Raw genomic sequence first — 24,769 nt, forward strand, 5'->3', positions numbered from 1 at the left:
GGAGTAAGCTATCGATCGCGCGATAAGTCCTCATCGTCGCCGGAGACCATCATGCGCCTGCTCGCCCCCACCTTCGCTGCTGCCCTTGTCCTCGCTTCCGCGCCGGCGCTGGCCACGCTTCCGGTCGGCGCCAAGGCACCCGATTTCTCCACGCGTGGCGCGATGGCGGGTAAGATCGTCAAGGTCCACCTCGCCGAACAGCTCCGCCGTGGTCCGGTCGTCCTGTTCTTCTTTCCCGCCGCCTTCACCGGCGGCTGCAACGCGCAGGCCAACGCCTTCTCCGAAGCGCAGGCCGACTTCCGGGCAGCCGGCGCGACCGTGATCGGCATGTCCGCCGACGACGTGCCGACGCTGCAGCGCTTTTCCACCGAGAAGTGCGCCGGCAAGTTTGCCGTCGCCAGCGCCGGGCCCGCTGTCGTCCAGAAATACGACGTGGCGCTCGGCCGCCAGGTGCAGGGCCGCGACGTCACCAACCGCACCAGCTATGTCATCGACCGCGCCGGGAAGATTGTGCTGGTTCACAGCAATCTCGATCCAGCCGGCCATGTTGCGGCGACCCTGGAGGCGGTGCGCAAGCTCAAGAAGGTCTAGGTCCGCCGATCTGTGGGATTTCCCGCCAGGTAATTGGCGCGATCTACTACTCGGACTCTTGTTGCGGTCCATGCTTTGTTCAGGATCAAGCACTTAGCCGACTTGGCACGCCCCCTGCAAAGGTCCTGATATCGCTTGGATCAACCGGCGAGTATCAGGGAAGACAGATCATGTTCACCACCTTCGGTTCGTTTCAGCGCTCGGCCATCTCGCTCGTCGCTGCCATCCTCGTCAGCGGCGTCTGTCTGGTCGCCGCCCTCCCGGTCGTTCCCGTCGCGTGATGCGCCGGGGTTTCACCATCGCGCTCGCCGCGTTCGCGATCACGGTCTCGGCCCTGATCGCGACCGGCGAAGCGGCGCTCGCCAGTGAGATCGGCCGGGTTGCCGGCCAACGGAACTGAACCCTGGCCAGCCGGTTGGCCGTCGGTGAGTGATCTTGACCGCTTCGTTACCGCGCAGGGCCCCAGCTACGACGCCGCACTCGGCGAACTCCGCCGCGGCCGCAAGAGCTCGCACTGGATGTGGTGGGTCTTTCCCCAGCTCGCCGGCCTCGGCCGCAGCGCCACCGCGCAGACCTATGCCATCGCTTCGGCCGAAGAGGCCCGCGCCTATCTCGCCCACCCGCTGCTCGGCATGCGCCTGATCGAGGCGACCCGTGCGGCCATCGATGCGCCGGGCACCGCCGAGGCGATCCTCGGCGACATCGACGCGATAAAACTTCGTTCGTCGATGACGCTGTTCGAGGCCGTCGCCGACGACCCCGAACCTTTCCGCGCAGGGCTCGACCGCTTCTTTGGCGGCGAGCGCGACCCGGCAACGCTGACGCTGCTGGGCCGCTGACGTCGTCAGGCGGCGGCGAACTCCGCCTTCTCGTTGAGCTTGCCCTCGGCGAGCACGGTCAGCTTCTCGTCGGTCGCCTTTTCCTCGGCCAGCGTCTCGGCCAAGATCGAGGCCTGCTCGGTCTTGCCCAGCTGCTTCGCCCAGGCGATCAGCGTGCCGTAACGGGTGATCTCGTAATGCTCGACCGCCTGCGCATTGGCGGTCAGCGCCGCGTCCAGCACCTGCTTGTCGCTGATCTCGGCGGCGGTGTGGTTGGCCTCCTTGATGATGCCGTCGATCGCGGGGCAGGTGACGCCCTTGGGCTCCAGCCCTTCGAGCGAGAACACCCGCTTCAGCCGCTCGATCTGCCCTTCGGTCTCGGTCAGGTGCAGCTCGAAGCCCTGCTTCAGCTGGGCATTGGTCGCCTTGGCGATCATCGTCGGCAACGCCTTGGTGATCTGGTTCTCGGCATAATAGACGTCCTGCAGCGTGTGGACGTACAGGTCGTTGAGCGTCGCGATATCCTTGGAGAACAGGCCCATCGTGATTTCCTTCAGGTTCAGGTGCGCGGGCTCAACGAGTGTCGGCACCGTCCGGTTGCGCGGATGCGACGGTCCGCCTTGTTTTCGCCGCCGGTTGCGCGCACATTGCACCTAAGTGTTTGAAGCGGAGTGGATTGTGATGGGTAAGCGTTGGGTTTCGTCACTCGCGATCGCCGCGATGCTGACGGGTTGCGGTGGCGGCGACGGCAGCTCCGGTACGCCCATCAGCAGCACACCGACGCCAACTGCCACGTCCTCTCCGACGCCGACCGCGTCTGTCGGCTGCACCTTGCGGGAGCGGCAGGACCGCGTGTTCGCCCAACTGCGCGAATGGTACCTGTTCCCGGAGACCCTGCCGGCGAGCCTCGATCCGGCGCCTTACACGACCGTTCAGGCTTATCTGGACGCCCTTACCGCCACCGCGCGTAACCAGCGTCGCGACCGCTTCTTCACCTTCATAACCTCGATCGCTGAAGAAAATGCGTTCACTAACTCCGGCGCGACGGCCGGGTTCGGTGTGCGGCTGGCCTTCGATCCCAGCAACCGACTGTTCATCACCGAAGCCTTCGAGGGGGCACCGGCGCTCGCGCAGGGGATCGATCGCGGCACGGAGATCGTGGCGATCGGCACCAGCGAGGGCAATCTGCGCACTGTCTCTTCGATCATCGCTGCCGACGGGAGTGCCGGCGTCAGCAACGCGCTCGGGCCGAACACGCCTGGCACTGCCCGGGTGCTGCGGGTCCAGGATGCCGCGGGTACCCGGACCGTTACCGTGACCAAGGCAGATTTCTCCCTCACGCCTGTGTCGTCCCGATACGGCGCGAAGATCATCAACGATGCCGGACGGCAGGTCGGCTATGTAAATCTGCGCACCTTCTCGATCGACTCTGCCGATCCGGCGCTACGCCAAGCCTTTGCGCAGTTCCGCTCGGCGGGCATCACCAACGTCATCATCGACTTCCGCTACAATGGCGGCGGGTTGGTACGGATCGCGGATCTGATGAGCGACCTGCTCGGCCGTGCGCGGTCGACATCGGACGTGGTGGACTACACCGTGTTCCGCCCGGAGAAGTCGAGCGAGAACTCGACGCGCTTCTTCCGCACCGTGCCCGAATCGATCGCGCCGACCAAGATCGCCTTTATCGGCACCCGCGCCAGCGCGTCCGCGAGCGAGCTCGTGATCAGCGCGCAGCTTCCCTATCTGCGCGCCAACGCGGCGCTGATTGGCACCAATACCTTTGGAAAACCCGTTGGCCAGATCGGGCTCGACACGGCAGCCTGCGACGACCGGCTGCGCGTGGTCGCGTTCCAGACGCAGAACGCGGCGCGCCAGGGCGACTATTATGATGGCCTCGCCCCCTTGATGGAGTCGAGCTGCCAGGCCGCCGATGACATCAGCCGTCCGCTTGGCGATCCGCAGGAAGCCTCAGTCCGCGCCGCGCTCAACTTCATCGCCGGCGTCAGCTGCACCCGCATCGCGGGCGGCGACGAGGTCGGCGCCCAGTCGGTCGGCGCCTCCGCGCGCCGCGAACTGCTTGCCCCGGCGCAGCCGAGTGCAGCACAACGCGAGACGCCCGGGCTGTTTTAGGCGCTGACGGCACGCGCGTAGCGAAGCATCGTGTGAGACCGACAAGCCCGGCCGGCGGGCGGCATAGCCGACCCGTCCGACGCGGCTTTGCCGCGGCGGAGGCCGGCCAGCGCCGTCTTGCAAGTAGCAATGCTACCTGCATGCGGCTTGGCCCTTTCCATTCCTTCCTGTTACTGATAATCACTCGCAGATGGAGATGGCCGGCCGCATCACCCGTTCGCTCAGCCTCGAGACGTTGCCGCGTCGCGAGACGGCGGCGGTGCACCTGATCGACTGGTCGCAGCTTGCGGTTCCTGAAGCGCGCCGCCTCCGCGAACTCGGGTTCGACGAAGGCGTTGAGGTGGAGGTGCTCCATCGTGCCACGCTCGGCGGCGGTCCGCTCGCCTGCCGGATCGGACGCATGACTGTGGCGTTGCGCCGCGCGGTCGCCGCCCACATCCACGTCGCGCCGGTCGCGGCCTGACCTCCCAGCCGCTCGTGCCGCATGGCTGAGCTTCTCGCCGCCGAGCCACCCGCGCCCGCCGAGCGGACCGCGCCGCCGCTGATCGCGCTGGTCGGCAACCCCAATGCCGGCAAGAGCGCGCTGTTCAACGCGCTCACCGGCGCGCGGCAAAAGGTCGGCAATTATCCCGGCGTTACCGTCGAGCGCCACTCCGGACGCTGGGCGCTCGCCGATGGTCGCCCGGTCGAGCTGGTCGACCTGCCGGGCACCTACAGTCTCGACCCCGGATCGCCCGACGAGCGCGTCACCCGCGATGTCGTGCTCGGCCGGCAGGAGGGCGAGCGCACGCCGGACGCGATCCTGATGGTGGTCGACGCCGGCAACCTCGACAATCACCTCCGCTTCGCGCTGCAGTTGCTGGCGCTCGGCCGGCCGATGGTGATCGCGCTCAACATGATCGACCTCGCCGAGCGGGATGGCCTGCGCCTCGATCCGGCGAAGCTGGAGGCGGAACTCGGCGTCCCGGTCGTTCCCACCGTCGCGGTGCGCCGTCGCGGCATTGACGACCTGCGCGAACGGCTCACCACCACGCTGTCGGCTCCAGGCCGCGCCGCGACACCAGTGCGCGACATCACCGAGCTGCAGCGCGAGGCGCGCCGCATCGCCGGCGCCGCGACGGTGGGCGAGACGCCCGCGCGCCGCGCCACGCAGACGCTCGACGCCGTCGCGCTGCACCCGGTCGCCGGCCCGCTGATCCTGCTGGCGCTGCTGTTCGTCATGTTCCAGGCGGTGTTCGCCTGGTCGGAGGCGCCGATCGAATTCCTGGAAGGCGTCCTCGCCACCGCCGATGCCGGCGTACGCGGCGTCACCACCGGCGGCTTTCTCCAGTCGCTCCTCACCGACGGCGTCATCGCCGGGGTCGGCGCGGTGATCGTCTTCCTGCCCCAGATCCTGATCCTCTTCGCCTTCATCCTGGTGCTGGAGGCGACCGGCTACATGGTGCGCGCCGCGTTCCTGATGGACCGGCTGATGGCGCGTGTCGGCCTGTCGGGGCGCGCGTTCATCCCGCTGTTGTCGAGCTTCGCCTGCGCAGTGCCAGGCATCATGGCGACGCGCACGATCGAGGACGAGAAGGACCGGCTCACCACCATCCTGATCGCGCCGCTGATGACCTGTTCGGCGCGGCTGCCGGTCTATACCATCATCATTGGCGCCTTCATTCCGAACCGCACGGTCGCCGGCTTTATCGGCCTGCAGGGGCTGGTGCTGTTCTCGCTCTATGTGCTCGGCGTCCTCGGCGCGTTCGTGGCGGCGCTGGTGCTGCGCCGCACCGTCGCCAAGGGTTCCTCGTCGGGCTTCCTGCTTGAAATGCCGCGTTATCAGTGGCCGCGGCTCCGCGATCTCGCCATCGGCCTGTGGCAGCGCGCGTGGACCTTCCTGAAGCGCGCCGGCACGATCATCGCGGTCACGACGATCGTGCTGTGGGCGCTGCTCTCCTTTCCCAAACCGCCCGCGGGCTCGCCGGTGTCGCCGGTCGACTATTCGATCGCCGGGCGCATGGCGAACGGCATCGAGGTGCTGGTCCGGCCGATCGGCTTCAACCGCGACATCGCGCTAGCGCTAATTCCGGCAATGGCGGCGCGCGAGGTCGCAGTTGCGGCGATCGGCACCGTCTATGCCGTGGACGATGCGGAAGGGGCGGCGGGGCAGCAGACGATCACCCAGAAGCTTCAGGCACGCTGGAGCCTGCCGACCGCGCTCGCCTTCCTGATGTGGTTCGTGTTCGCCCCGCAATGTATTTCTACCATCGCGGTGACGCGGCGCGAGACGAACGGCTGGAAATGGCCGCTCTTCATGCTAGGCTATCTCTTTGCGGCCGCCTACATAATGGCGGGCGTCACCTATTGGCTGGCGGTACTCGCCGGCCTCTAACTCGGGGCAACCATGGCAGGCAGCGTCAACAAGGTCATTCTCGTCGGCAACCTGGGCAAGGATCCCGAAAGCCGCTCCTTCCAGAACGGCGGCAAGGTCGTCGAGATGCGCATCGCCACGTCCGAATCGTGGAAGGACCGCAACTCGGGCGAGCGCAAGGAGAAGACCGAGTGGCATACGGTCAAGGTCTTCAACGAGGGCCTCGCGACCGTCGCCGAGAAGTATCTGCGCAAGGGCTCCAAGGTCTATATCGAGGGCGCGCTGACCACGCGTAAGTGGCAGGATCAATCGGGCGCCGACCGCTATTCGACCGAGATCGTGCTGCAGGGGTTCAACAGCGTCCTGACCATGCTCGACGGCGCACCCGGCCAGGGCGGCAGCGGTGGCGGCGGCCGTGACGATTTCGGAGGGGCTGAGGACTTTGGCGGTGGCGCGCGTGGCGGCGGCGGCCGTGGCGCAGGCGGCGGCTTCGGCGGGGGGGGTAGCGGCGGCGCGCCAAACCGTGGCGGTTTCGCGGACGATCTCGACGACGACGTTCCCTTCTGAGTAGCCAAGATCGTTCCCGACACCATGGAGCCCGGCGGACCGGTCGATGGCGCGACGCGCGCGGCGGTGCTGGCCGCCTATGATCTGGAGCGGCTGCGCTATTCGCCGGCACTGACCCGGATCACCGACTTCGCCGCTGCGCTGTGCGGGACGCCCGTCGCGCTGGTGACGGTGCTGGAGGAGACGGAGCAGCGCTTCCTGTCGCGCACCGGCGTCGACATGGACGGGACGCCGCGCGCGATCTCGTTCTGCGAGCACACCATTCTCGGCACCGAACCGCTGGTGGTGCCCGACATGACCGCCGACCCGCGCTTTGCCGGCAATCCGCTGGTGACAGGGGCACCGCACGTCCGCTTCTATGCAGGTGTGCCGCTGATCACCGACGAGGGCGTGGCGCTCGGCTCGCTGTGCGTGATCGACATGGTACCTCACCCCGACGGACTATCGCCGCTCCAGCTTCAAGGGTTGGAGACCCTGGCGGAGAACGTCATCGCCCGGCTGCGCGACACCCGCGACGCGGCCGCTTGGCGGCATGCGGAGACCGACGCGCGGCGCGCGCTGGGGGAGTCGGAGTCACGCTTCCATACCTTGGCCGACACCATGCCGCAGATGGTCTGGTCGACGCTGCCCGACGGCTATCACGACTATTACAACGCCCGCTGGTACGAGTTCACGGGCATGCCGGAGGGCTCCACCGATGGCGAGAGCTGGCGCGGCGTGTTCCACCCTGAGGACCAGGAGCGCGCCTCGGCGCTGTGGGCGCGGTCGCTCGCCACCGGCGAGCCGTATCAGATCGAATATCGGCTGCGGCACCGCGACGGCGAATATCGCTGGGTGCTCGGGCGGGCGCTGCCGATCCGCGACGAGGCGGGCCGGATCACGCGCTGGTTCGGCACCTGCACCGACGTTCATGAACAAAAGATCGCGGGCGACGAGCGTGAGGTGATCGCGCAGGAGCTCAGCCACCGGATCAAGAACATCTTCTCCGTTATCGCCGGGCTGATCGGCTTCGCGGCGCGCGGCAAGCCGGAGCTGCGCCCCGCCGCCGCCGATCTGCGCGACCGCATCGCGGCACTCGGCCGCGCCCACGACTTCGTCCGTCCGCACAGCCGCAACTCCGCGCCCAAGGTGCGCCAGGACAGCCTGCTCGGCCTGCTCGGCGAGCTGTTCGCGCCCTATGCCCGCGACGGCGGCGGCGGGGTGACCGTCACCGGGGACGAGGTGACGGTGGACGACCGCTCCGCCACGCCGCTTGCGCTGCTGTTTCACGAGCTGGCTACCAACGCCGCCAAATACGGCGCGCTGTCGAGCGACACCGGGCGCGTCGTCCTCGATGTGCGGCTGACCGACGAGCGCGTCATCCTGGGGTGGACGGAGACCGGCGGGCCGCCGGTGACGCCGCCCACCAGCACGGGTTTCGGGTCGCAGTTGGTGGAGCTCAGCGCGGTGCGCCAGCTCGGCGGCACCGTCGAGCGGGACTGGAATCCGGCAGGTCTCCGACTCACCATCACCGTGCCCGCCGATGCTTTCGCGCGGCGTTAGATCGCGGCCATCGCGCCGTTCCGGACCGGCGTGTCGTCGTTCGACGCGATCGCAGCCGCCTTTAGGATTGCCGCCTCGTTGAATGGTTTGCGCACGAAACCGAGCGCCGGCGAGCCCTCGCCGATCTGCGAAGGATTGGCGGTCACGAACACGACGCGCACACCATGCTCCGCCGCCAGCCGCTGTGCGATCAACGGGCCGGTCAGTCCGTCGCGCAGGTTGACGTCGACGAACGCAAAGGCGCACTGACCCGCCACCTCCAGCGCTTCGCGCCGGTCGGCGGCGATGCCGACGACATGGTAGCCGGCGTCGGTCAGGATCCGTTCCAGGTCGAGCGCGACGAAGATCTCGTCCTCGACGATCAGTGCCGTCCTGCTCATAGTTTAACCTCGATCATACGCTGCCAACGCCGATGCGTCCGCGTGGTTCCACTTATGTTAACGACGCAGCAGAAAAATCGCGTGTTCGGCGAGCAGGTTAGCCGCACCTGAGCCCCGTCGTCGGTCACCAGACAAGAACCAGCTTCGCTCGACGGTAAGCCCCTGATCGCGCACGAAAGCCCTGAAATCGTCGATCGTCAGATGGTGGATGTTCGGCGTGTCGTACCAACGCTCCGGCAGCAGCCGCGTCACCGGCATCCGGCCGCCCCACAGCAGCGACGCGCGTACCCGCCAATGCGCAAAATTTGGGAAACTGACGAACACCTGTCGCCCGATCCGCAGCAGTTCGCCCAACACCTGGTCCGGCGCGCGCGCGGTCTGCAGCGTCTGGCTGAGGATCGCATAGTCGAAGCTGCCGTCAGGATACTCCGCGAGGTCCACATCGGCATCGCCCTGCACCACCGACAGCCCCCGTCCCACCGCTGCCGCGACGTTGCCCGCGTCGATCTCCAGCCCCCGCGCGTCGACACCCTTCTCGTCGCGCAACGCCGCCATCAATGCCCCGTCGCCGCAGCCGACATCGAGCACACGGCTCCCGGGTGCGACATGTGCGGCGATCAGCGCGAGATCGGGCCGCAGGCTCATGGCGCGACGCGGAGCTCAGCCGCAAACCCCGGTGCCAGCCGCTCCATATAGCGCTCCGGCCGCAGCAGCGGGTGAAAGCCCAGTGCCGCATAAACGCCGTGCGCATCAGCCGTGACCAGCGCGATCCGTCGCAAGCCGGCGTAGTCAGGACGATCGAGGAACCAGCGCACCATCCGTCGCCCCAACCCATGCCCGCGCCGCGTTTCGTCTACCCACACGTCCGCAAGCCAGGCGAAGGTCGCTGCGTCGGTAATCATCCGCGCATAGCCGACCTGCGACCCGTCCGGATCGTACGCGCCCAGGCAGTGCGACCCCGCCGCCGCGCGTTGGACCGTCGCGCGCGCGATGCCCGGTGACCAATAGCTCGACGCAAGCCACGCGTGGATTCGGTCGAACTGCAACCGCGACGGATCGTCCGTAATCTCGATCATGCGCCCGCTCTCAGGAAGCCCCCCACCACGCGTTCAAGCTCGGGGGAGTGCAACAGGAAGGCGTCGTGGCCATAGGGGCTCGACAACTCGACGAAGCTGGTCGGCGCGCCGGCCGCGTTCAGGGCATGGACGATGGCGCGCGACTCGGGTGTCGGGTACAGCCAGTCGGTGTCGAAGCTGACGATGCAGAACCGCGCTCGCGACGCGCGGAACGCCTCCGCCAGCCGGCCGCCATGCTCCTCAGCCAGGTCGAAATAGTCCATCGCCCGGGTGATGTAGAGGTAGGAATTGGCGTCGAAGCGGTCGACGAAGCTCAGCCCCTGGTGGCGCAGATAGCTCTCGACCTGGAAATCCGCGTCGAAGCCGAAGGTCTTGGCGTCGCGCGCCTGCAAACGCCGCCCGAACTTCTCGGTCAGTCCGGCTTCGGACAGATAGGTGATGTGCGCCGCCATGCGCGCCACCGCCAGCCCCGCCGCGGGCGGCTCGCCGCGATAATAGTCGCCCCCGTTCCAGCGTGGGTCGGCCATGATCGCCTGCCGCCCGACTTCGTGAAACGCGATGTTCTGCGCGGTGTGACGCGCGGTCGAGGCGATCACCACGCAGGCCCGCACCCGTTCGGGAAAGGTCGCCGCCCAGGACAGCGCCTGCATGCCCCCCATCGAGCCGCCGATCACCGCCGCGAGGTTGGCGATGCCGAGATGATCGAGCAACAACGCCTGCGCGCGCACCATGTCGCGGATGGTGATGACCGGAAACGCCATGCCGAGCGGCGCGCCGGTGGCGGGATCCACCGATGCGGGCCCCGAGGATCCCATGCAGCTGCCCAACACGTTGACGCAGACGACGCAGAAGCGGTCGGTGTCGATCGGCCGCCCCGGTCCTACCATGCTCGTCCACCAACCCGGCTTGCCGGTGCGTGGGCTCGGCGAGGCGACGTGCTGGTCCATCGTCAGCGCGTGGCAGATCAGCACCGCGTTCGACCCGTCTGCGTTCAGCGTCCCATAGGTCTCGTAGGCGACCTCGACCGGCGTCAGCGTGCCCCCACCGTCGAGCGGGAGCGGCCCCGGCAGGGTAACGCAGCGTTTGAGGCCGAAGCGCGCGTCCTCGACCGTCATCCGTGGCCCACGTCGAACTTATCGAACTTGTCGGCATACGCACTTATTCGCGGGTGCTTTTTGGCCACAGAGCGGACGCGGGCGGAGAGACCAGGAGGCAGCGCGCGGCGATACATCCCGCCCCCAAAACACAAAGCGGCTTTGTAGGACAGGCTTTCCGTTCGGCGTGACGCGGCGAACCAGCCCCGCTACACGCCCGCCCATGTCCACCCCCGCCTCCGCGCCCGCACCCAAGCCCTGGATCATGGGCATCGCGCCTTACATCCCCGGCCGCTCGACCACCGACGACGGCCGCAAGGTGGTGAAGCTGTCCTCCAACGAGAATCCGCTCGGCACGCCAGCCGCCGCCCGCGCGGCCTTTATCAAGGCCGCCTCGAGCCTCGAACGCTACCCGGATGCCTCGGGCGCCATCGTGCGCGAAGCGCTCGCTGCGAAGCATGGGCTCGACCCTTCGCGGATCATCTACGGCAACGGCTCGGACGAGGTGCTGCACCTCGCCGCGGGTGCGTTCAGCGGTCCGGGCGACGAGGTGATCTTCGTCCATTATGGCTTCGCGGTGTACGAGATCGCGGCGCGGCGCACCGGCGCGACACCGGTCATCGCGCCCGATCTCGACTATGCGACTGACGTCGACGCGATCCTGGCCTGTGTGACGGAGCGCACCCGCGTCGTTTTCGTCGCCAATCCCAACAACCCCACCGGCACCTATGCGTCGCGCGAAGAGATCGCTCGCCTTCACGCCGGCCTGCGTACCGATATCCTGCTCGTGCTCGACCACGCCTATGCCGAATACATCGAGGGCGACCAGGACGATGGCGGCATGGAACTCGCACGCTCCGCAACCAACGTCCTCGTCACCAGAACCTTTTCCAAGATGTATGGGCTCGCCGCCGAGCGCATCGGCTGGGGCTATGGGGCGGCGCCGCTGATCGAGGCGATGCACCGCATCCGCCTGCCGTTCAGCATGACCATCGCCGGCCAGCACGCCGCCGTCGCCGCGCTCGGCGATACCGCGTTCGTGGCGCATGCCCGCGCGCACAATGCGCAGTGGCGGCGCTGGTTCAGCGGCGAGATCGGCAAGCTGGGCAATGCCGGCCTGCGCGCGATCCCGAGCCAGGCCAATTTCGTGCTGGCCGTGTTCGAGGGGACGCTGACCGCGGAAGCTGCGTACAAGGGGCTGATGGACGCCGGCTACATCGTCCGCTGGCTGCCCGGTCAGGGACTACCGCAGGCCCTGCGAATCACCATCGGTACGGCGGAGGAGACCCAAGGGGTCGCGGCGGCGCTGAGGGCTTTGGTGGAAGCGGCGTGACCATCCCCCTCCGTCGCCCCGGCCTCGAGCCGGGGTTCGGCTTCTTCTTCCTTCCCGCGCAGGCAGCGGGACCCCGGGTCAGGCCCGGGGCGACGGCGTAGCCGTCGTGCTCCCCTTCGCGCGGGTCACCATCATCGGTTTGGGGCTGATCGGCTCCTCGGTTGCCCGCGCGGTGCGCGCGGCGATGCCGACCGTTCGTGTCACCGGTCACGACGCCGATGACGAGGTCCGCGCCACCGCGCGGCGCATAGACCTGTGCGACGACATCAGCGACACACCCGGCGCGGCGGTGATCGACGCCGATCTCGTCATCCTGTGCGTCCCGGTCGGCGCGATCGGCGCAGTGGCGGCCGAGTTCGCCGCCGACCTGCCCGCCGACGCGATCGTCAGCGATGTCGGCAGCTGCAAGGCGGAGGTCGCGCGCGCCTTGCGCGAGGCGCTGCCGGACGCGGCGCTGGTCCCCGCCCATCCCGTCGCCGGCACCGAGCAGAGCGGCCCGGAGGCCGGCTTCGCCACGCTCTTTCACCGCCGCTGGTGCATCCTCACGCCCCTGCCCGATACGCCCGCCGTCGCGACCGGGCGCGTCGCCGCCTTCTGGCGCCGGCTGGGTGCCGACGTCGAGACAATGACGCCCGATCATCACGACCGGGTGCTCGCCGTCACCAGCCACCTGCCGCACCTGATCGCCTATACCATCGTCGGCACCGCCAGCGACCTGGAGCAGGTGACCGAGAGCGAGGTGATCAAATACTCGGCCGGCGGTTTTCGCGACTTCACCCGCATCGCCGCCAGCGACCCGACCATGTGGCGCGACGTGTTCCTGACCAATCGCGAGGCGGTGCTGGAAATGCTGCAACGCTTTTCCGAAGACCTGACCGCGCTGCAGCGCGCAATCCGGATCGGCGACGGCGACCAGCTGTTCGACCATTTCACCCGCACCCGCGCCGTGCGCCGCTCGATCGTCGACCAGGGGCAGGACGACGCCGCAGCGGATTTCGGGCGCGCTCACGACTGACGCGCGCGCCCATAATTACGTTGATCTGGAGCAAGGTGGGGAACCACACTTCGGCGCCGCGCCTTCCTCACCCCGTAAATGAGGGGCGTTCCGCACGTCGGCGCCGCGCAGGGAGCAGTCATGCTGGCGATGAACTACCGTGGACCGTACCGCGTCCGCGCCGACGAAAAGCCGATGCCGGTGATCGAGCATCCGGAGGACGCGGTCGTCAAGGTGACGCGCTCGTGCATCTGCGGGTCGGACCTGCATCTGTACCACGGCATGGTGCCCGACACGCGGATCGGCATGACCTTCGGCCATGAATTCTGCGGCATCGTCGAGGAGGTCGGGCCCGAGGTCCGCAACCTGAAGAAGGGCGACCATGTGCTGGTCCCCTTCAACATCGCCTGCGGCAAATGCCATTTCTGTCAGCAGGGGCTGTTCGGCAACTGCCATGAATCGAACGCGCAGGCGACGGCGGTCGGCGGCATCTATGGCTATTCGCATACCGCCGGCGGCTATGACGGCGGCCAGGCGCAATATGTGCGCGTGCCCTATGCCGATGTCGGGCCGACGGTGATCCCCGACTGGCTCGACCCCGATGACGCGGTGCTGCTGACCGATGTGGTTCCGACCGGCTATCAGGCTGCCGAGATGGGCGGCATCCGGCGCGGCGACACGGTGGTGGTGTTCGGCGCCGGCCCGGTCGGGCTGATGGCGGCGCGCTCCGCCTGGCTGTTCGGCGCCGGCCGCGTGATCGTGATCGACTATATCGACTATCGGCTGGAGTTCGCGCGCAGCTTCGGCCCGGCGGAAGTCTACAACTTCCGCGAGATCGACGACATGGCGGTGTTCATCAAGAAGCAGACCGACGGCCTGGGCGCCGACGTCTGCATCGACGCGGTCGGCGGCGACGCGGCCGGCAACAAGCTGCAGCGGCTGTTCGGCGTCTATCTGAAATGGGAGGCGGGCAACGCGATCGCGCTGCACTGGGCGATCAATTCGGTGAAGAAGGGCGGCATCGTCTCGGTGGTCGGGGTCTATGGCCCGACCGGCAACATCGTGCCGGTCGGCAACGTCGTCAACAAGGGGATCACGATCCGCGCCAACCAGGCGTCGGTGAAGCGCCTCCTTCCGCGGCTGATCGACCATATCAAGGCCGGCCACATCAACCCCAAGGCGATGATCACCCACCGCGTGCCGCTGGAGGATATCGCCGACGCCTATCACATGTTTTCGGCGAGGCTCGACGGCTGCATCAAGCCGGTGCTGCTGCCCCACGGCGCTTGAGGATTTTGCGATGACCAAGATCGATACCGCCACCATCCCCGGCTGGGGAGTGGACGCCGACCCGGCGAACGACCCGACCTATCCGATGCGCCATGTCGAGGACCAGACGCGCGGGTTGAGCTGGGAGCGCCCGGCATTGCAGGAGCCCGACGTCGAGGTGCTGCAGTCGATCGAGCATGCGCGGCGGCCCGCGGTGACGGGCACCTCGACGCCGCCGCGCGGGGTATCGGGGATGATCCGGCGCGTCGCCTTCAAGCGCAGCGAGAGCGACTGGCTGCACTGGCTGATGCTGATGGGCGCCGACCGGATCAACGTCGTCGAGGGTGTCGTGGCGGACCTCGCGCAAGGCAAGGTGCCCAACGTGCCGGCGGAGATGGGCGCGCGCGCGGAATGGCGGCACAACAAGCGTGGCTTCGCGCTCAAGGCGGGAGCGGTGGCGGCGCTTGGCGGAGGTCTCGTTTATGCGTTTCGCGGTCGCCGTCGACACGAATCGGCGGCCGATCACCAGCAGGAGCTCATCGCGACCTCCGACGCCGCTCCGCGGGCGATCCTGATCCAGTCCGAACCGGCCTAGCGTTCCAGCGCGTTGATTGCCGTCCACACCCGCCGCTCTGCCTCTTCGCGCGGCAGGCCGGGCGGGATCGGTTCGCCGAAGCGATAGGTGATGACCCCCGGCCGCTTGCTCCCGCGCTTGGGCCACAGCCGGCCGCTGTCGACCGCGACCGGCACCACCGGCAGCTTCAGCGTCTTGTACAGCCCAGCAAACCCCGACCTGAGCAGCGGCCGCTCCCCCGACGGAACCCGCGTGCCTTCCGGGAACAACAGGATCGACCGACCTTCGGCTGTCAACGCGGCGCCCTCCTTCAGCATCCGCCGCAGCATCGCGGCCGACGCCTCGCGGTCGACGGCGATCGCGCCGTAGACCCCTGTCGCCCAGCCCCAGAGCGGGATGCGGGTCAGCTCGCGTTTGAGGATGATCGCCGGCCCGCCCAGCTCTTGCTGCAGGTCGATCGCTTCGAAGAAGGACTGGTGCTTGGCCGCGTACAGCACCGCGCCGGTGGGTCGCGGCCCCTCGATGCGCACCGTGATGCCGAGCAGCAGACGTGCGCACCAGCGGTGGTAGCGCGACCACAGGGTGGCATGCGCGATCATCGCCTGCCGCCCGAACAGCGCCGTCACCGGCACAGCCAGGATGATCGGCACCGAGCCGCCATAGAAGACGATCCGGAACAGCAGCGTGCGCAGCCAGTTCATAGCCCCGCCGAGATCGCCACGCGGCGCAGCAGCAGCTTGTTGTATTCGTTGAACAACGTCGTGAAACGTGGCGCGCTCGGCACCCCGTCGCCCAGCACCACCAGCCGCGGGCCCGTCGCCGCGAGCAGTTCCATCTTGGCGCGCGCGAGATGCCAGTCGGACGTCACCAGCCGCACGGTGCGATAATTGTTGCGTCTGAGCCACGCCGCCGTCTCGTCCGCGTTCGACCGGGTATCCACCGCATCGGGGCCGAGATCGACGCAGCAGGCGAACAGCCGCAGGTCGGTCGCGTATTCGCGCGCGAGGTCGACCTTGCGCACCCCCTCGCCGACGCCGGTCACCAGCATCCGCTTGGCCTGCTTGCGCCGCAGCAACTCCAACCCGCGGTCGATCCGCCCCGGTCCGCCGGTCGGCACCACCACCGAGTCGGTGGTCGTGCCCTCCAGCGGCTGCGGCAGCGTCAGCGTGAACAGCACGAAGCCGAGCGCATAAGCGATCACCAGCACCGCCAGGAGGCGGCGGATCACAGCGTCCGCCTCAGCGTGCTCAGGACCGCCCAGCGCGCGGCGAGTGTCGCCAGCACCACGAACGCCACCGGCACCAGCGCCAGCATCGCCCAGTCGCCCGTCGTCAGCGTCGCGCCACCGAGCAATTCGGAGCCGAGCGCGCGCACCTGCATCCCCATCAGCCATGCCACCGCCAGCGCCAGCAGCGTTCCAACGCCGCCACCCAGCGCCGCATCCAGCGCGATCCGGCGCTGGAACAGCCGCGCCACCTGCAGATCGGTCGAGCCGAGCATGTGCATGACCTCGATCGTTGCGCGGTGCGTCTCCAGCCCGCTGCGCGCCGCCAGCGCCACCACCGCCGCCGCTGCTCCCGCCATCAGCAGCGCGAGCCCCCCCGCCAGCCAGGTCAGCGAGCGCATGAAGTCGCCGACCGGGCTCATCCACGCCTCCTGCCGGTCGACCCGCGCCGCCGCGCTCGTCGCCCGGGCCGCCGCGGTCACCCGCGCCGCCGCCGCTCCGCTGGGGTCCGAGAGATCGACGTCGATCAGGGCCGGCACCGGCAGCTCGCGGTCCGCGCCGTCGCTGCCCAGCCAGGGCCGCAACAGCCGCTCCAGCTCCTTGGCGTCCACCGGCGTTGCCCGCGCCACCTCCGGCAGACCTTGCAGCACAGTGAGGACGCGCGCGGCCGCCTGGTCGCGCCGGGCGGGCTCGCCGTCCACCACCTGCACCGTCATCCGGCCCGCCAGCTGCCGGTCGAGCGCGGTGCGCGCGTTCTTCGTCGCCAGCCCTGCGGCGGTCGCGAGCACGAGCAGGAACAGCATCACCGCCATCACCCCCGTCATCGCGCGCAAGCCCCCCGCCTCGTCGAGCACACGGCGCTCGTCGGACCGTCTCGTCACTGGTCGTACCGCGACGGCGGGTTACGCAGCGCGCCGGTGGGATCGAGCAGCCGCCCCTTGTCGAGCCGCATCATCACCGCGTGGGGGATGCGGCTGAGCAGATGGAAATCGTGGGTCGCGACCACCACCGTCGTGCCCAGCTTGTTAAGCGAATCCATCAGCAGCAACAGCCGTTCCGCCATGTCGGGATCGACATTGCCGGTCGGCTCGTCGGCGACCAGCATCTCCGGCCGGCCGATCACCGCGCGCGCGATCGCGACGCGCTGCTGCTCGCCGCCCGACAGCGTCTCGGGACGGGCGTTGGCGCGCTCGGCGAGCCCGACCCAGGCGAGCATCTCCTTGACCGGCTGCAGCACGTCCGCCTCGGGCACACCCGCGACGCGCAGCGGCAGCGCGACATTGTCCGCCGCCGACAAATGCGGCACCAGCCGGAAGTCCTGGAACACCACCCCAATCCGCCGCCGGAACCCCGGCAGCCGCGCGCGCGGCAACAGCACCGCATCCTCGCCGAACAGCCGGATGATGCCCCGGCTCGGCCGCTGCGCCAGATAGAGCAGCTTGAGCAGCGAGGTCTTGCCCGCGCCGCTCGCGCCGGTCAGGAAATAAAAGGAGCCGCTCTTGAGCGAGAAGGACACGTCGGCCAGCGTCTCGGCGCCGCTGCCATAGCGCAGTCCCACATTCTCGAACTGCACGATCGTCGCCATGTCGCGGCAACCTTGGCACGGGCACCCTTCCCTGTTCAAGCTTGGGCCCGGTTCAAGCATGGGCCCGGTTCAAGCTTGCCAGCGCGGCGCGCGCCGTGCTTAGATTCGCGTGGTTAGCGGTTCGGTGATGCTTACGCGATGATCCTCCAATGTCCTGAATGCAGCACCCGCTACCTGGTGCCCGACAGCGCGATCGGGGTCGACGGCCGCACTGTGCGCTGCGCCAGCTGCAAGCATTGCTGGTTCCAGGCGCCCGCTCCGATCGAGCTGCCACCGGCGCCGGCCCCGCCGGTCGAGGCCGCCGCGCCGCCGCCGATCGAGGAACGCGTCGTCGACGCGCCGCCGCCGCCGTGGAGCGAGCCTGCCGCGCGGCCCGAGCCGGCCCCGCCGCTGGTGCGCTCGCGTCGCAATCCCGTGCGACGCTGGACGGCGGCGGCGCTCGGCGCGGGCGCGCTGATGCTGGCGGGCGTCGCCGCGATCACCTGGCTTGGCGCACCCAATCTGATGGGACAGCTGGGGCTCGGCCCGGTCGAGAGCCCGCTCCGGCTCAAGGACAACCCGATCGAGCGCCGCGAGCTTCAGAACGGGTCGGAACTTTTCGCCGTTTCCGGCCAGGTCACCAACCCGTCGTCGTCGCGCCAGCGCGTGCCCGACATTCGCGCCGAGTTGCGCGACGCGCAGGGCCGGCTGGTCTACAGCTGGACGATCACCCCGCAGCAGCGCACGCTGTCGCCGGGTGCCAGCGTCGACTTCAACTCCGCCAAGCTCGACGTCCCCGCCAATTCCAAGCGGCTCGAGCTGAGCTTCGCCGGCGAAGCCGGCGCCTGACGCGCCGGTTAGACGTTGCGGCGACCGGGGTGCTTTGCTAACGCGCCGCTCCTACCCGCCGTCCGCGTTTCGCGCGGAGGGCAAGCGACGTGCGGCCGTGGCGGAATTGGTAGACGCGCAGCCTTGAGGTGGCTGTGTCCGAAAGGACGTGGAAGTTCGAGTCTTCTCGGCCGCACCACTGCGCAGCGCGCATGCCGGCAACGAAGTTGCCGTCGGGACGCGCAAGCACGGCCGGCGGATCGGCGCCGCCGAACCCGTCCGACGTCACGACGCGGCTTCGCCGCGGCGCTCTGATCCGCCCCCCTCGCCTTCCGACCACGCCGGCACCCTCCGCAGGCGCGACGCCACCGCCGCCGCGCAGGCAAGCAGTATGGCGGCGATGACCAGGGATGCCTGATAGTCCCCCGTCCGATCGCGCAGATACCCCGACAGCGCTGGCCCGGCCGCGCCGCCGATCAGGAACGCCATGTAGATCGCGCCATACGCCTTGCCATAGGCCAGGGGCGGAAAGTGCCGCGCGACCAGGAACGCGATCAGGTCGACCTCGGCGCCGATCGCCAGGCCGGTGACGATCGCGCCCGGCGCCGCGAACGTCACCCCGCCCAGGCCGAGCATGAGCAGGCCGGCCGCGGCGCACAGCAACAGGGCCACGGTGACGATCGCGGCGGGATAGCGGTCGATCAGCAGCCCCGCCGCCAGACGGCCGACGATGGCCGCGACCCCGATCAGCGATGCGACGCCGCCGGCGCCGGCGGGCGAGAACCCCCAGTCGCTCAGCATCGGCACGAACTGCACCACGGTGCCGAGCACCGCGACCGCCGCCAGGAAAAAGGTCGCCGCCAACAGGCGAAAGGCGGGCGTCCGCGCCAGCTCCGCCAACGTCATTTCGTCCGCCGGGGCGGTACGCACCTCATCGGCGCAGCGGGTGAACAGCAGCGCCACGATCGGGGTCAGGGCGGCGACCACCAGCGCCAGCGCCATGAAGCCGCTGCGCCAGCCATGCTCGGCCACATACGGCGTCAACAGGGCCGGGATCAGGATCGCGCCCGTTCCCGTGCCGGCCAGCACCAGCCCAAGCGCGATGCCGCGAAAACGCAGGAATGCCGTCACCACCAGCCGCGTGAACGCGATCGGGCTCGATCCGGCGGTGACCAGCGAAACGATGAACGTCAGCAGCAGAAAGCTGGCCAGCCCAGCCGTCGCGGTTCCCAGCGCGAAGAAGCCCAAGGCGAGCAGGGCCAGCGAGATCAACCCGACGCGCTTGCCGCCGAACCGGTCCACCAGGCGACCGATGGGGATGGCCGCCGCCGCCGCCGCCGCGGTGCCGACCAGCGCGCCCAACGAGGCCTGCCCGCGCGTCCAGCCGAACTCGGCCGCCATCGGCTTGATGAACACACCCAGCGAATAGAAATACAGTGAGCTGACACCGATCGCGACGCCCAGGAACGCCGCCGTCAGCACCGGCCAGCCGCGCGCGAACTCACCCGATCCCACGCTCATGCCACGATCCACGCGCTGTCGAGAGTAGAGCGATTCTTGAATATCACTGTCACCAGATCCTCCAGATGAAACCCGCGATCATGTGCGCCCGACATAGGCCGCGGCCTGCTCGCCCGCGATCCGGCCGGTGTTGACCGCGAACCCCATGCTGTTGCCGGGCAGGATGAAGACATAGCTGTCACCATGGATCGCGCAGGCATCCGTGCCCGCCGCATAGAAGCCTGGGATGACCCGCCAGTCGCAGTCGATCACGCGGGTGCGCGCGTCGATCTTGATCCCGCCCAGCGTCCCATAGGCGCTCGGGAAATGGCGGGCGGCGTAGAACGGTCCGGTCATCAGCGGGCGCAGGTAACGCCGGTCCTTGGCGAACGCCTGGTCATAGCCGCGCGCGCAGTCCGCGTTGTAGGCCGCGACCGTCCTTGCCAGCCCGGCTGGGTCGATCCCTGCTCGGTCCGCAAGCGCCTCCAGCGTGTCCGCGACGAAGAAATGGGGATAGTCGCGCGCCCGCAGCGCCGCGATCAGCTCGGCGGGGCGTTCGATCCTGGTGACCGGGAAGACGCGGTTTCGAAAATCGAGATCGTCTTCCATCCCGGCCAGGATGGTGCTGTCGAACACCAGATGGCCGGCGCGGTCCTGTTGCCGGGCGATCGCGTTGGCGGTGAAGGTGACGTTGCCCATTACCGCTTCGTCCATGAACCGCTCGCCGCCCTTATTGACCATCAGATGCGGCTGACGGCAGGCTTCATGGAGCGGCGGCGGGATGCTGATGCCATCGGGCATGCCATAGATCAGCTCCAGACCCATCTCGGTCGGCTGCGCGCCGGCTTCCCACGCCATGCGCAGGCCGTCCCCCGCAATGCCCGGGATGCGGAAGCTGTAGAGGTCGCGACCCCATTGATAGCCGAACTGTTCGGCGATCATCGCAGGATTGTCGCCGAAGCCGCCGGTGGCGACGATCACCGCGCCGGCCGGAACCTCCCGCTCGCGGTCAGGTCCACCCACCGCCACGCCGGTGACCGCATCGCCGTTCCTGACGAGCCGCGTCACCGGCGTCCCAAGCGTGATCGCGACACCCAGCGCTTCCGCCTTTCGGGTCAGTACGCGCATCATCGTCGCCGCGCCGCCCGGCCCTGGCGGCCCCTCCTCCGGCTTGACCAGATGCCAGGTCGGATAAGCCTCGACGAAATAGGATGCCGGTTCGGTGAACTCGACCCCCAGCGTTTCCAGCCAGTGGATCGTATCCCCGGAGCGGTTGAGATAGGCGCGGACCAGCGCCGCATCGACGCGCCAGTGGGTGTAATTCATGAACGCCTTGAACGCCTCGTCGCGGGTCGGGCGGAGCTGGCGCTGGCGGGTGTGGCGGCTCTCGATCCCGAGCGGCCCCATGCCACGGTTGGCGGTGCCGCCGGTGGTGGCGGCCTTTTCGAAGACTTGAACCCGCGCGCCGGCCTGTGCCGCGGCGATCGCGGCGCACAGTCCGGCAGCGCCCGCCGCGACCACGACTACCGTATCGGAATGCGACATGCGGCCTCTCCGGTCTTCGTCCTAAGCGGGCCAGATTGACTCCGATCATGATCGTTTTATCAAGCATCACGAGAGGACGCCATGACCAACAATCCATCAGGCCGCGTCGCCGGGCCGTTGCAGGCCTTCGTATTGCTGCTGCCCGCCACCCTGGCGGTGATGGCCAGCGCGGCGCTCGCGCCCGGTCTGCCACAGCTCCATGCCGCCTTTCGCGACGTGCCTGGCGAGGAATGGCTGGTGCCGATGATCCTGACGCTGCCGTCGTTGTGTCTGATTGTCGGCTCGCCGATCGCCGGCGCGTTGGGCGACCGGTTCGGGCGGCGCAAGCTGCTGCTCTGGGGGCTGGTGATCTATGCGGTGATCGGCATGGCCCCGCTGGTGCTCGACACCCTGCCCGCGATCCTCGTCAGCCGGGTGGGCGTGGGCTTCGCCGAGGCTTTCGCGCTAACGCTGAGCACGACGTTGATCGGCGATTTTTTTATCGGCCGCGAGCGCGACCGCTGGCTTGGCTATCAGGCCGCGCTGACCGCGGGATCGGCGATCCTGTTCGTCGGATTGACCGGCTTCCTCGGCACCTTTGGCTGGCGGGCGCCGTTCGCGATCTATGCGCTGCCGCTGGTCTTTGCGTTGCTGGTGTTGGTCTTCACCTGGGAGCCTTCGGTGCGCCATGGGGAGGAGACCCGGCTGGTCGCGCCGTTCTCGGTGCGGCCAATGCTGTCGGTGCTCGCCGTAACGTTGTTCGCGTCGATCTCCTTCTACGTCGCGCAAATCCAGAGCGGCGTCGCGCTCGCAGCCGTGGGTCTGACGGAGCCGGCCAAGATCGGCATGCTGATTGGGGTGGCGAGCCTGGGCACGCTCGCGGGTGCGCTGCTGTTCCGCTTCATCTGCCATTGGCCGATCGCGCGCTTGCTGCTCACCGCCTTCGGACTGATCGGGATCGGCTATGTCGCGGTCGGCATGTCTCCGGGCGCGGGCGCGCTGACCGCCGGCATGTTCGTCGCGCAATTCGGCTGCGGCCTGTTGCTGCCCAGCCTGCTCACCTTCGTCCTGCGCGACCTGGCGCCCGAAGTGCGCGGGCGCGGCACCGGCGCGTGGCAGGGGGTCTTCTCCGTCGGACAGTTCCTCAGTCCGCTGTCGATGACGGTAGCGGGCGCGGCGCTGAGCGGGACGTTGTCCGCCTTCGTGTTCTTCGGCGTCCTCAACGTCGTCGCGGCGGTGGCGGCAGCCATGATGCTGACGCGGGGCACGCGACGCGCGGCGTCGCCGGCCTGACCGCCTACAGGAACATTGCGAGCAGCTTCTCGGGCGTCGGCGGGCGCGGGATGGTGAAGCGGATCGGCTTCCAGTCGTCCGCCGCCGGCCGTTCCAGGCATCGCATCAGCCAGTCGGACAGCCGCGGGTAGCGATCGATCGGTACGCCTGCGAGCGGGATCAGCGACATCGGCCCCGCGACGTTCAGGTCCGCGACGGTAAACCGATCGCCGAGCAGATAGGGGCGCTCCGTCAGCAGCGCTTCGAGCACGCCGAAAGGCCGCTCGAGCTTGCTCAGCCCGATAGCGGCAAGGCCCGGATCGCGCTGATCTTCGGGGAAAAGGAACAGGTTGGCGGCGGCGAACAGCAGCGGCTTCTCGATCTCCGCCGCTTCCCACAGGCTCCATTGTACCGCTTGCGCTTCCTCGACCAACCCGCGCGCGGCGGTGTCGCCGCCGTACTTCCGCGACAGATACAGATTGATCGCCAAGGACTCGAAGATGACAAAGCCGTCATCGTCCAGCACGGGCACCCGGCCGTTGGGGTTGACCCGCAGGAACGCAGGCTCGCGCGTTTCGCCGCTCATGAAGTTGGTCGGCACATGTTCGAAGCGCAGGTCGAGCTCGCGCAGCATCCACATCACGCGGTGCGCGCGCGAATAGGGATGGCCCCACAGGATCATTGCGATCGTCCTTCAGGTTCGGCTGCCGTTGCTCCACTGGTATCGGCGCCGACGCCGCGCGGCAGGCGGAGGTAGAGCGGCACCGCGGCGGCGGCGATCACCGCGAGGCAGGCGAAGGTGAGCGCGAAGGCCGACCCGGCGGAATCGCCTTCTCCCAGCGTGCTCGCCGCACCGAGCAGGGTCGCCGCCAGGGCAACGCCCAGCGTGGTCCCGATCTGCTGCGCCAAGGTGCTGAGGGTGCCCGCATCTCCGGTCAGCGCCGGCGGCACGTCGGCGAAGGTGAGCGTGTTGAGGGCGGTGAATTGCAGCGAGCGGGTCGCGCCGGCGACGAACAGGATAGCGGCGGTGACCACCAGCGGCAGCTGAAACGCCGCCGCCGCGCAGGCGGCGACGGTGACGGCGACCAACGCGCCGTTCGCCGCCAGGATGGTACGAAAGCCGAAGCGTCGCAGCAGCGCGGTGGTGAACAGCTTGGTGGCGAGGTTGCCGACGAAATACACCAGCGTCAGCGCCCCGGCGATGCTGGGCGACAGGCCATAGCGGAGCTGGAACATCAGCGGCAGCAGGAACGGCGTCGCGCCGATCGCGATGCGGCTGAGCGTACCCGCCCCGAACGCACTGACCGAGAAGCTGCGGATCGCCATCGGCGACAGGTTGACCAGCGGCGCCTTCGCGCTGCGGAGATGGCGAAGCGCGATCAGTCCCACGCCCACCCCCAGTGCGAGCGCCGTCGCGCCTGCCGCCGGATGTCCCGAGCCGATCAGTTCCAGGCCGGCGAGCGCCGCCGAAAGCGCGCATGCGTATAGCGCGAAGCCGAGCCAATCGAACGGACGGCGGGGAGCGGTCTGCTCGGGAATGTGGCGCCACACGGCGAACAGGCCGAGCACGCCGATCGGCAGGTTGAGGAAGAAGATCCACCGCCACGACGCCGCCTCGGTCAGCAGGCCGCCCACCGGCGGGCCTAGGATCGGCGCGATCAATGCCGGCCACGTAAGGATGGCGATGACGTGGACAAGCCCGCTCTTCGGCGTATCGCGCAGCACGCTCAGTCGCCCGACCGGCGACATCAGCGCCGCGGCTCCTCCCTGTGCCATGCGGGCGGCGACGAAGGCGGGCAGGCTGTCGCTGAAGCCGCAGAGCATCGAGGCAAGGATGAAGCCGAGCACACCGCCGGCCATTACGCGCCGCGTCCCCCACCGGTCCGCGAGCCACGGCGCCAGCGGCAGCGCGATGACGGCCGCGACCAGGTAACAGCTGACGCCGAGCCCCATGGTCGCGACGTCGACGCCGAACGCCGCCGCCATCGCCGGCAGGGCGGTGACGATCGCGGTCGCGTCGAGGTTTTCCATGAACATGCAGGCGGCGACGACGAAAGGCGCGACGCGCGACGCGCGCGCCCGTTCGCCGGCCGGCTGGGCAGTAGCGCCGCTCACCGCCGCGCCCGCACAACCTG

26 protein-coding genes and 1 tRNA gene are annotated in these 24,769 nt (G+C 68.7%); 14 read left to right on the forward strand and 13 right to left on the reverse strand.

The features are described from left to right. The first annotated feature begins 51 nt into the window (after window positions 1–51). The gene (locus VFQ64_RS12550; protein WP_325103675.1) at window positions 52–591 is read left to right on the forward strand and encodes a peroxiredoxin; all 540 of its coding nucleotides are present in this window, start codon (window positions 52–54) and stop codon (window positions 589–591) included. Between the two features lie 425 nt (window positions 592–1,016). Continuing rightward, window positions 1,017–1,430, forward strand: a complete 414-nt coding sequence (locus tag VFQ64_RS12555) for a DUF1810 domain-containing protein (RefSeq protein ID WP_325103676.1) — start codon at window positions 1,017–1,019, stop codon at window positions 1,428–1,430. A 5-nt stretch (window positions 1,431–1,435) separates the two neighbouring features. Here the strand turns inward: VFQ64_RS12555 and VFQ64_RS12560 are convergent, their stop codons facing one another. Next, the gene (locus VFQ64_RS12560; protein ID WP_325103677.1) at window positions 1,436–1,951 is read right to left on the reverse strand and encodes a ferritin-like domain-containing protein; all 516 of its coding nucleotides are present in this window, start codon (window positions 1,949–1,951) and stop codon (window positions 1,436–1,438) included. Between the two features lie 139 nt (window positions 1,952–2,090). Here VFQ64_RS12560 and VFQ64_RS12565 point away from each other — a divergent pair, with 139 nt between their 5' ends. The 5 genes from VFQ64_RS12565 (at window position 2,091) to VFQ64_RS12585 (ending at window position 8,001) form a co-directional block, all read left to right on the forward strand. Next, on the forward strand, window positions 2,091–3,539 hold the full coding sequence (locus VFQ64_RS12565; RefSeq protein WP_325103678.1) for a S41 family peptidase: 1,449 nt from the start codon (window positions 2,091–2,093) through the stop codon (window positions 3,537–3,539). Window positions 3,540–3,729: 190 nt separating this feature from the next. After that, entirely contained in the window at window positions 3,730–4,002 is a 273-nt protein-coding gene (locus VFQ64_RS12570; RefSeq protein ID WP_325103679.1) for a FeoA family protein, read from the forward strand. A 21-nt stretch (window positions 4,003–4,023) separates the two neighbouring features. Next, window positions 4,024–5,913, forward strand: coding sequence for a ferrous iron transporter B (feoB, locus tag VFQ64_RS12575; RefSeq protein ID WP_325103680.1), 1,890 nt, complete (start codon window positions 4,024–4,026; stop codon window positions 5,911–5,913). Window positions 5,914–5,925: 12 nt separating this feature from the next. After that, a complete protein-coding gene (gene ssb, locus VFQ64_RS12580; RefSeq protein ID WP_325103681.1) occupies window positions 5,926–6,459 on the forward strand; it encodes a single-stranded DNA-binding protein in 534 nt (177 codons plus the stop codon). 24 nt (window positions 6,460–6,483) lie between these two features. Continuing rightward, on the forward strand, window positions 6,484–8,001 hold the full coding sequence (locus VFQ64_RS12585; protein ID WP_325103682.1) for a sensor histidine kinase: 1,518 nt from the start codon (window positions 6,484–6,486) through the stop codon (window positions 7,999–8,001). Here VFQ64_RS12585 and VFQ64_RS12590 read toward each other — a convergent pair. From VFQ64_RS12590 to metX, 4 genes are read right to left on the reverse strand one after another with little or no spacing between them, the layout of a single operon-like run. Continuing rightward, entirely contained in the window at window positions 7,998–8,381 is a 384-nt protein-coding gene (locus VFQ64_RS12590) for a response regulator (RefSeq protein ID WP_325103683.1), read from the reverse strand. The genes VFQ64_RS12585 and VFQ64_RS12590 overlap by 4 nt on opposite strands. A 57-nt stretch (window positions 8,382–8,438) precedes the next feature. After that, complete coding sequence (gene metW / locus VFQ64_RS12595) at window positions 8,439–9,026, reverse strand: methionine biosynthesis protein MetW (protein WP_325103684.1); 588 nt, start codon at window positions 9,024–9,026, stop codon at window positions 8,439–8,441. Beyond that, window positions 9,023–9,457, reverse strand: coding sequence for a GNAT family N-acetyltransferase (locus tag VFQ64_RS12600; protein WP_325103685.1), 435 nt, complete (start codon window positions 9,455–9,457; stop codon window positions 9,023–9,025). Before VFQ64_RS12600 ends, metW begins: the two co-directional genes overlap by 4 nt. After that, window positions 9,454–10,572 carry a homoserine O-acetyltransferase MetX gene (gene metX, locus VFQ64_RS12605; RefSeq protein WP_325103686.1) on the reverse strand — a complete coding sequence of 373 codons (1,119 nt, stop codon included), beginning with the start codon at window positions 10,570–10,572 and terminating at the stop codon, window positions 9,454–9,456. The genes VFQ64_RS12600 and metX overlap by 4 nt, the downstream gene beginning before the upstream one ends. Window positions 10,573–10,774: 202 nt before the next feature. Between metX and hisC the strand changes: the two genes are divergently transcribed. From hisC to VFQ64_RS12625, 4 genes are all read left to right on the forward strand, one after another. Next, the gene (hisC, locus tag VFQ64_RS12610) at window positions 10,775–11,884 is read left to right on the forward strand and encodes a histidinol-phosphate transaminase (RefSeq protein ID WP_325103687.1); all 1,110 of its coding nucleotides are present in this window, start codon (window positions 10,775–10,777) and stop codon (window positions 11,882–11,884) included. Window positions 11,885–11,990: 106 nt separating this feature from the next. After that, window positions 11,991–12,899, forward strand: a complete 909-nt coding sequence (locus VFQ64_RS12615) for a prephenate/arogenate dehydrogenase family protein (RefSeq protein WP_325103688.1) — start codon at window positions 11,991–11,993, stop codon at window positions 12,897–12,899. Between the two features lie 120 nt (window positions 12,900–13,019). After that, complete coding sequence (locus tag VFQ64_RS12620) at window positions 13,020–14,168, forward strand: zinc-dependent alcohol dehydrogenase (protein WP_325103689.1); 1,149 nt, start codon at window positions 13,020–13,022, stop codon at window positions 14,166–14,168. A gap of 10 nt (window positions 14,169–14,178) precedes the next feature. Beyond that, complete coding sequence (locus VFQ64_RS12625) at window positions 14,179–14,742, forward strand: hypothetical protein (protein WP_325103690.1); 564 nt, start codon at window positions 14,179–14,181, stop codon at window positions 14,740–14,742. Here VFQ64_RS12625 and VFQ64_RS12630 read toward each other — a convergent pair. Genes VFQ64_RS12630 through ftsE form a run of 4 tightly spaced genes read right to left on the reverse strand, consistent with a single transcriptional unit; the run spans window position 14,739 to window position 17,531 of the window. Then, on the reverse strand, window positions 14,739–15,422 hold the full coding sequence (locus VFQ64_RS12630; protein ID WP_325103691.1) for a lysophospholipid acyltransferase family protein: 684 nt from the start codon (window positions 15,420–15,422) through the stop codon (window positions 14,739–14,741). The genes VFQ64_RS12625 and VFQ64_RS12630 overlap by 4 nt on opposite strands. Beyond that, window positions 15,419–15,949, reverse strand: coding sequence for a YdcF family protein (locus VFQ64_RS12635; RefSeq protein WP_325103692.1), 531 nt, complete (start codon window positions 15,947–15,949; stop codon window positions 15,419–15,421). Before VFQ64_RS12635 ends, VFQ64_RS12630 begins: the two co-directional genes overlap by 4 nt. Continuing rightward, entirely contained in the window at window positions 15,946–16,827 is an 882-nt protein-coding gene (locus VFQ64_RS12640) for a cell division protein FtsX (RefSeq protein WP_325103693.1), read from the reverse strand. Before VFQ64_RS12640 ends, VFQ64_RS12635 begins: the two co-directional genes overlap by 4 nt. Further along, entirely contained in the window at window positions 16,824–17,531 is a 708-nt protein-coding gene (gene ftsE, locus VFQ64_RS12645) for a cell division ATP-binding protein FtsE (protein ID WP_325103694.1), read from the reverse strand. Before ftsE ends, VFQ64_RS12640 begins: the two co-directional genes overlap by 4 nt. 138 nt (window positions 17,532–17,669) lie before the next feature. On the opposite strand from ftsE, the gene VFQ64_RS12650 reads away from it, so the two are divergent. Then, window positions 17,670–18,359, forward strand: coding sequence for an MJ0042-type zinc finger domain-containing protein (locus VFQ64_RS12650; RefSeq protein WP_325103695.1), 690 nt, complete (start codon window positions 17,670–17,672; stop codon window positions 18,357–18,359). Between the two features lie 91 nt (window positions 18,360–18,450). After that, window positions 18,451–18,537, forward strand: a tRNA-Leu gene (locus VFQ64_RS12655). An 86-nt stretch (window positions 18,538–18,623) separates the two neighbouring features. Here the strand turns inward: VFQ64_RS12655 and VFQ64_RS12660 are convergent. Next, complete coding sequence (locus tag VFQ64_RS12660) at window positions 18,624–19,859, reverse strand: MFS transporter (protein ID WP_325103696.1); 1,236 nt, start codon at window positions 19,857–19,859, stop codon at window positions 18,624–18,626. A gap of 78 nt (window positions 19,860–19,937) precedes the next feature. Then, complete coding sequence (locus tag VFQ64_RS12665; protein WP_325103697.1) at window positions 19,938–21,383, reverse strand: FAD-dependent oxidoreductase; 1,446 nt, start codon at window positions 21,381–21,383, stop codon at window positions 19,938–19,940. Between the two features lie 81 nt (window positions 21,384–21,464). Here VFQ64_RS12665 and VFQ64_RS12670 point away from each other — a divergent pair, with 81 nt between their 5' ends. Continuing rightward, window positions 21,465–22,655: an MFS transporter gene (locus tag VFQ64_RS12670; protein WP_325103698.1), complete on the forward strand. Its 1,191-nt coding sequence runs from the start codon at window positions 21,465–21,467 to the stop codon at window positions 22,653–22,655. A 4-nt stretch (window positions 22,656–22,659) separates the two neighbouring features. On the opposite strand, the gene VFQ64_RS12675 is transcribed toward VFQ64_RS12670, so the two are convergent. Together VFQ64_RS12675 and VFQ64_RS12680 are read right to left on the reverse strand one after the other, a co-directional pair. Continuing rightward, entirely contained in the window at window positions 22,660–23,316 is a 657-nt protein-coding gene (locus VFQ64_RS12675; RefSeq protein WP_325103699.1) for a glutathione S-transferase family protein, read from the reverse strand. After that, the gene (locus VFQ64_RS12680) at window positions 23,313–24,749 is read right to left on the reverse strand and encodes an MFS transporter (protein ID WP_325103700.1); all 1,437 of its coding nucleotides are present in this window, start codon (window positions 24,747–24,749) and stop codon (window positions 23,313–23,315) included. The genes VFQ64_RS12675 and VFQ64_RS12680 overlap by 4 nt, the downstream gene beginning before the upstream one ends. Window positions 24,750–24,769 lie beyond the last annotated feature (20 nt).

The organism is Sphingomonas sp., from assembly GCF_035714405.1.
Classification (GTDB): Bacteria; Pseudomonadota; Alphaproteobacteria; order Sphingomonadales; family Sphingomonadaceae; genus Sphingomonas.

Coding starts and splice junctions, on each gene's coding strand:
- VFQ64_RS12550 (WP_325103675.1), top strand. CDS start 52: ATGCGCCTGCTCGCCCCCACCTTCGCTGCTGCCCTTGTCCTCGCTTCC.
- VFQ64_RS12560 (WP_325103677.1), bottom strand. CDS start 1,951: ATGGGCCTGTTCTCCAAGGATATCGCGACGCTCAACGACCTGTACGTC.
- VFQ64_RS12565 (WP_325103678.1), top strand. CDS start 2,091: ATGGGTAAGCGTTGGGTTTCGTCACTCGCGATCGCCGCGATGCTGACG.
- VFQ64_RS12570 (WP_325103679.1), top strand. CDS start 3,730: ATGGAGATGGCCGGCCGCATCACCCGTTCGCTCAGCCTCGAGACGTTG.
- feoB (WP_325103680.1), top strand. CDS start 4,024: ATGGCTGAGCTTCTCGCCGCCGAGCCACCCGCGCCCGCCGAGCGGACC.
- ssb (WP_325103681.1), top strand. CDS start 5,926: ATGGCAGGCAGCGTCAACAAGGTCATTCTCGTCGGCAACCTGGGCAAG.
- VFQ64_RS12585 (WP_325103682.1), top strand. CDS start 6,484: ATGGAGCCCGGCGGACCGGTCGATGGCGCGACGCGCGCGGCGGTGCTG.
- VFQ64_RS12590 (WP_325103683.1), bottom strand. CDS start 8,381: ATGAGCAGGACGGCACTGATCGTCGAGGACGAGATCTTCGTCGCGCTC.
- metW (WP_325103684.1), bottom strand. CDS start 9,026: ATGAGCCTGCGGCCCGATCTCGCGCTGATCGCCGCACATGTCGCACCC.
- VFQ64_RS12600 (WP_325103685.1), bottom strand. CDS start 9,457: ATGATCGAGATTACGGACGATCCGTCGCGGTTGCAGTTCGACCGAATC.
- metX (WP_325103686.1), bottom strand. CDS start 10,572: ATGACGGTCGAGGACGCGCGCTTCGGCCTCAAACGCTGCGTTACCCTG.
- hisC (WP_325103687.1), top strand. CDS start 10,775: ATGTCCACCCCCGCCTCCGCGCCCGCACCCAAGCCCTGGATCATGGGC.
- VFQ64_RS12620 (WP_325103689.1), top strand. CDS start 13,020: ATGCTGGCGATGAACTACCGTGGACCGTACCGCGTCCGCGCCGACGAA.
- VFQ64_RS12625 (WP_325103690.1), top strand. CDS start 14,179: ATGACCAAGATCGATACCGCCACCATCCCCGGCTGGGGAGTGGACGCC.
- VFQ64_RS12630 (WP_325103691.1), bottom strand. CDS start 15,422: ATGAACTGGCTGCGCACGCTGCTGTTCCGGATCGTCTTCTATGGCGGC.
- ftsE (WP_325103694.1), bottom strand. CDS start 17,531: ATGGCGACGATCGTGCAGTTCGAGAATGTGGGACTGCGCTATGGCAGC.
- VFQ64_RS12650 (WP_325103695.1), top strand. CDS start 17,670: ATGATCCTCCAATGTCCTGAATGCAGCACCCGCTACCTGGTGCCCGAC.
- VFQ64_RS12660 (WP_325103696.1), bottom strand. CDS start 19,859: ATGAGCGTGGGATCGGGTGAGTTCGCGCGCGGCTGGCCGGTGCTGACG.
- VFQ64_RS12665 (WP_325103697.1), bottom strand. CDS start 21,383: ATGTCGCATTCCGATACGGTAGTCGTGGTCGCGGCGGGCGCTGCCGGA.
- VFQ64_RS12670 (WP_325103698.1), top strand. CDS start 21,465: ATGACCAACAATCCATCAGGCCGCGTCGCCGGGCCGTTGCAGGCCTTC.
- VFQ64_RS12675 (WP_325103699.1), bottom strand. CDS start 23,316: ATGATCCTGTGGGGCCATCCCTATTCGCGCGCGCACCGCGTGATGTGG.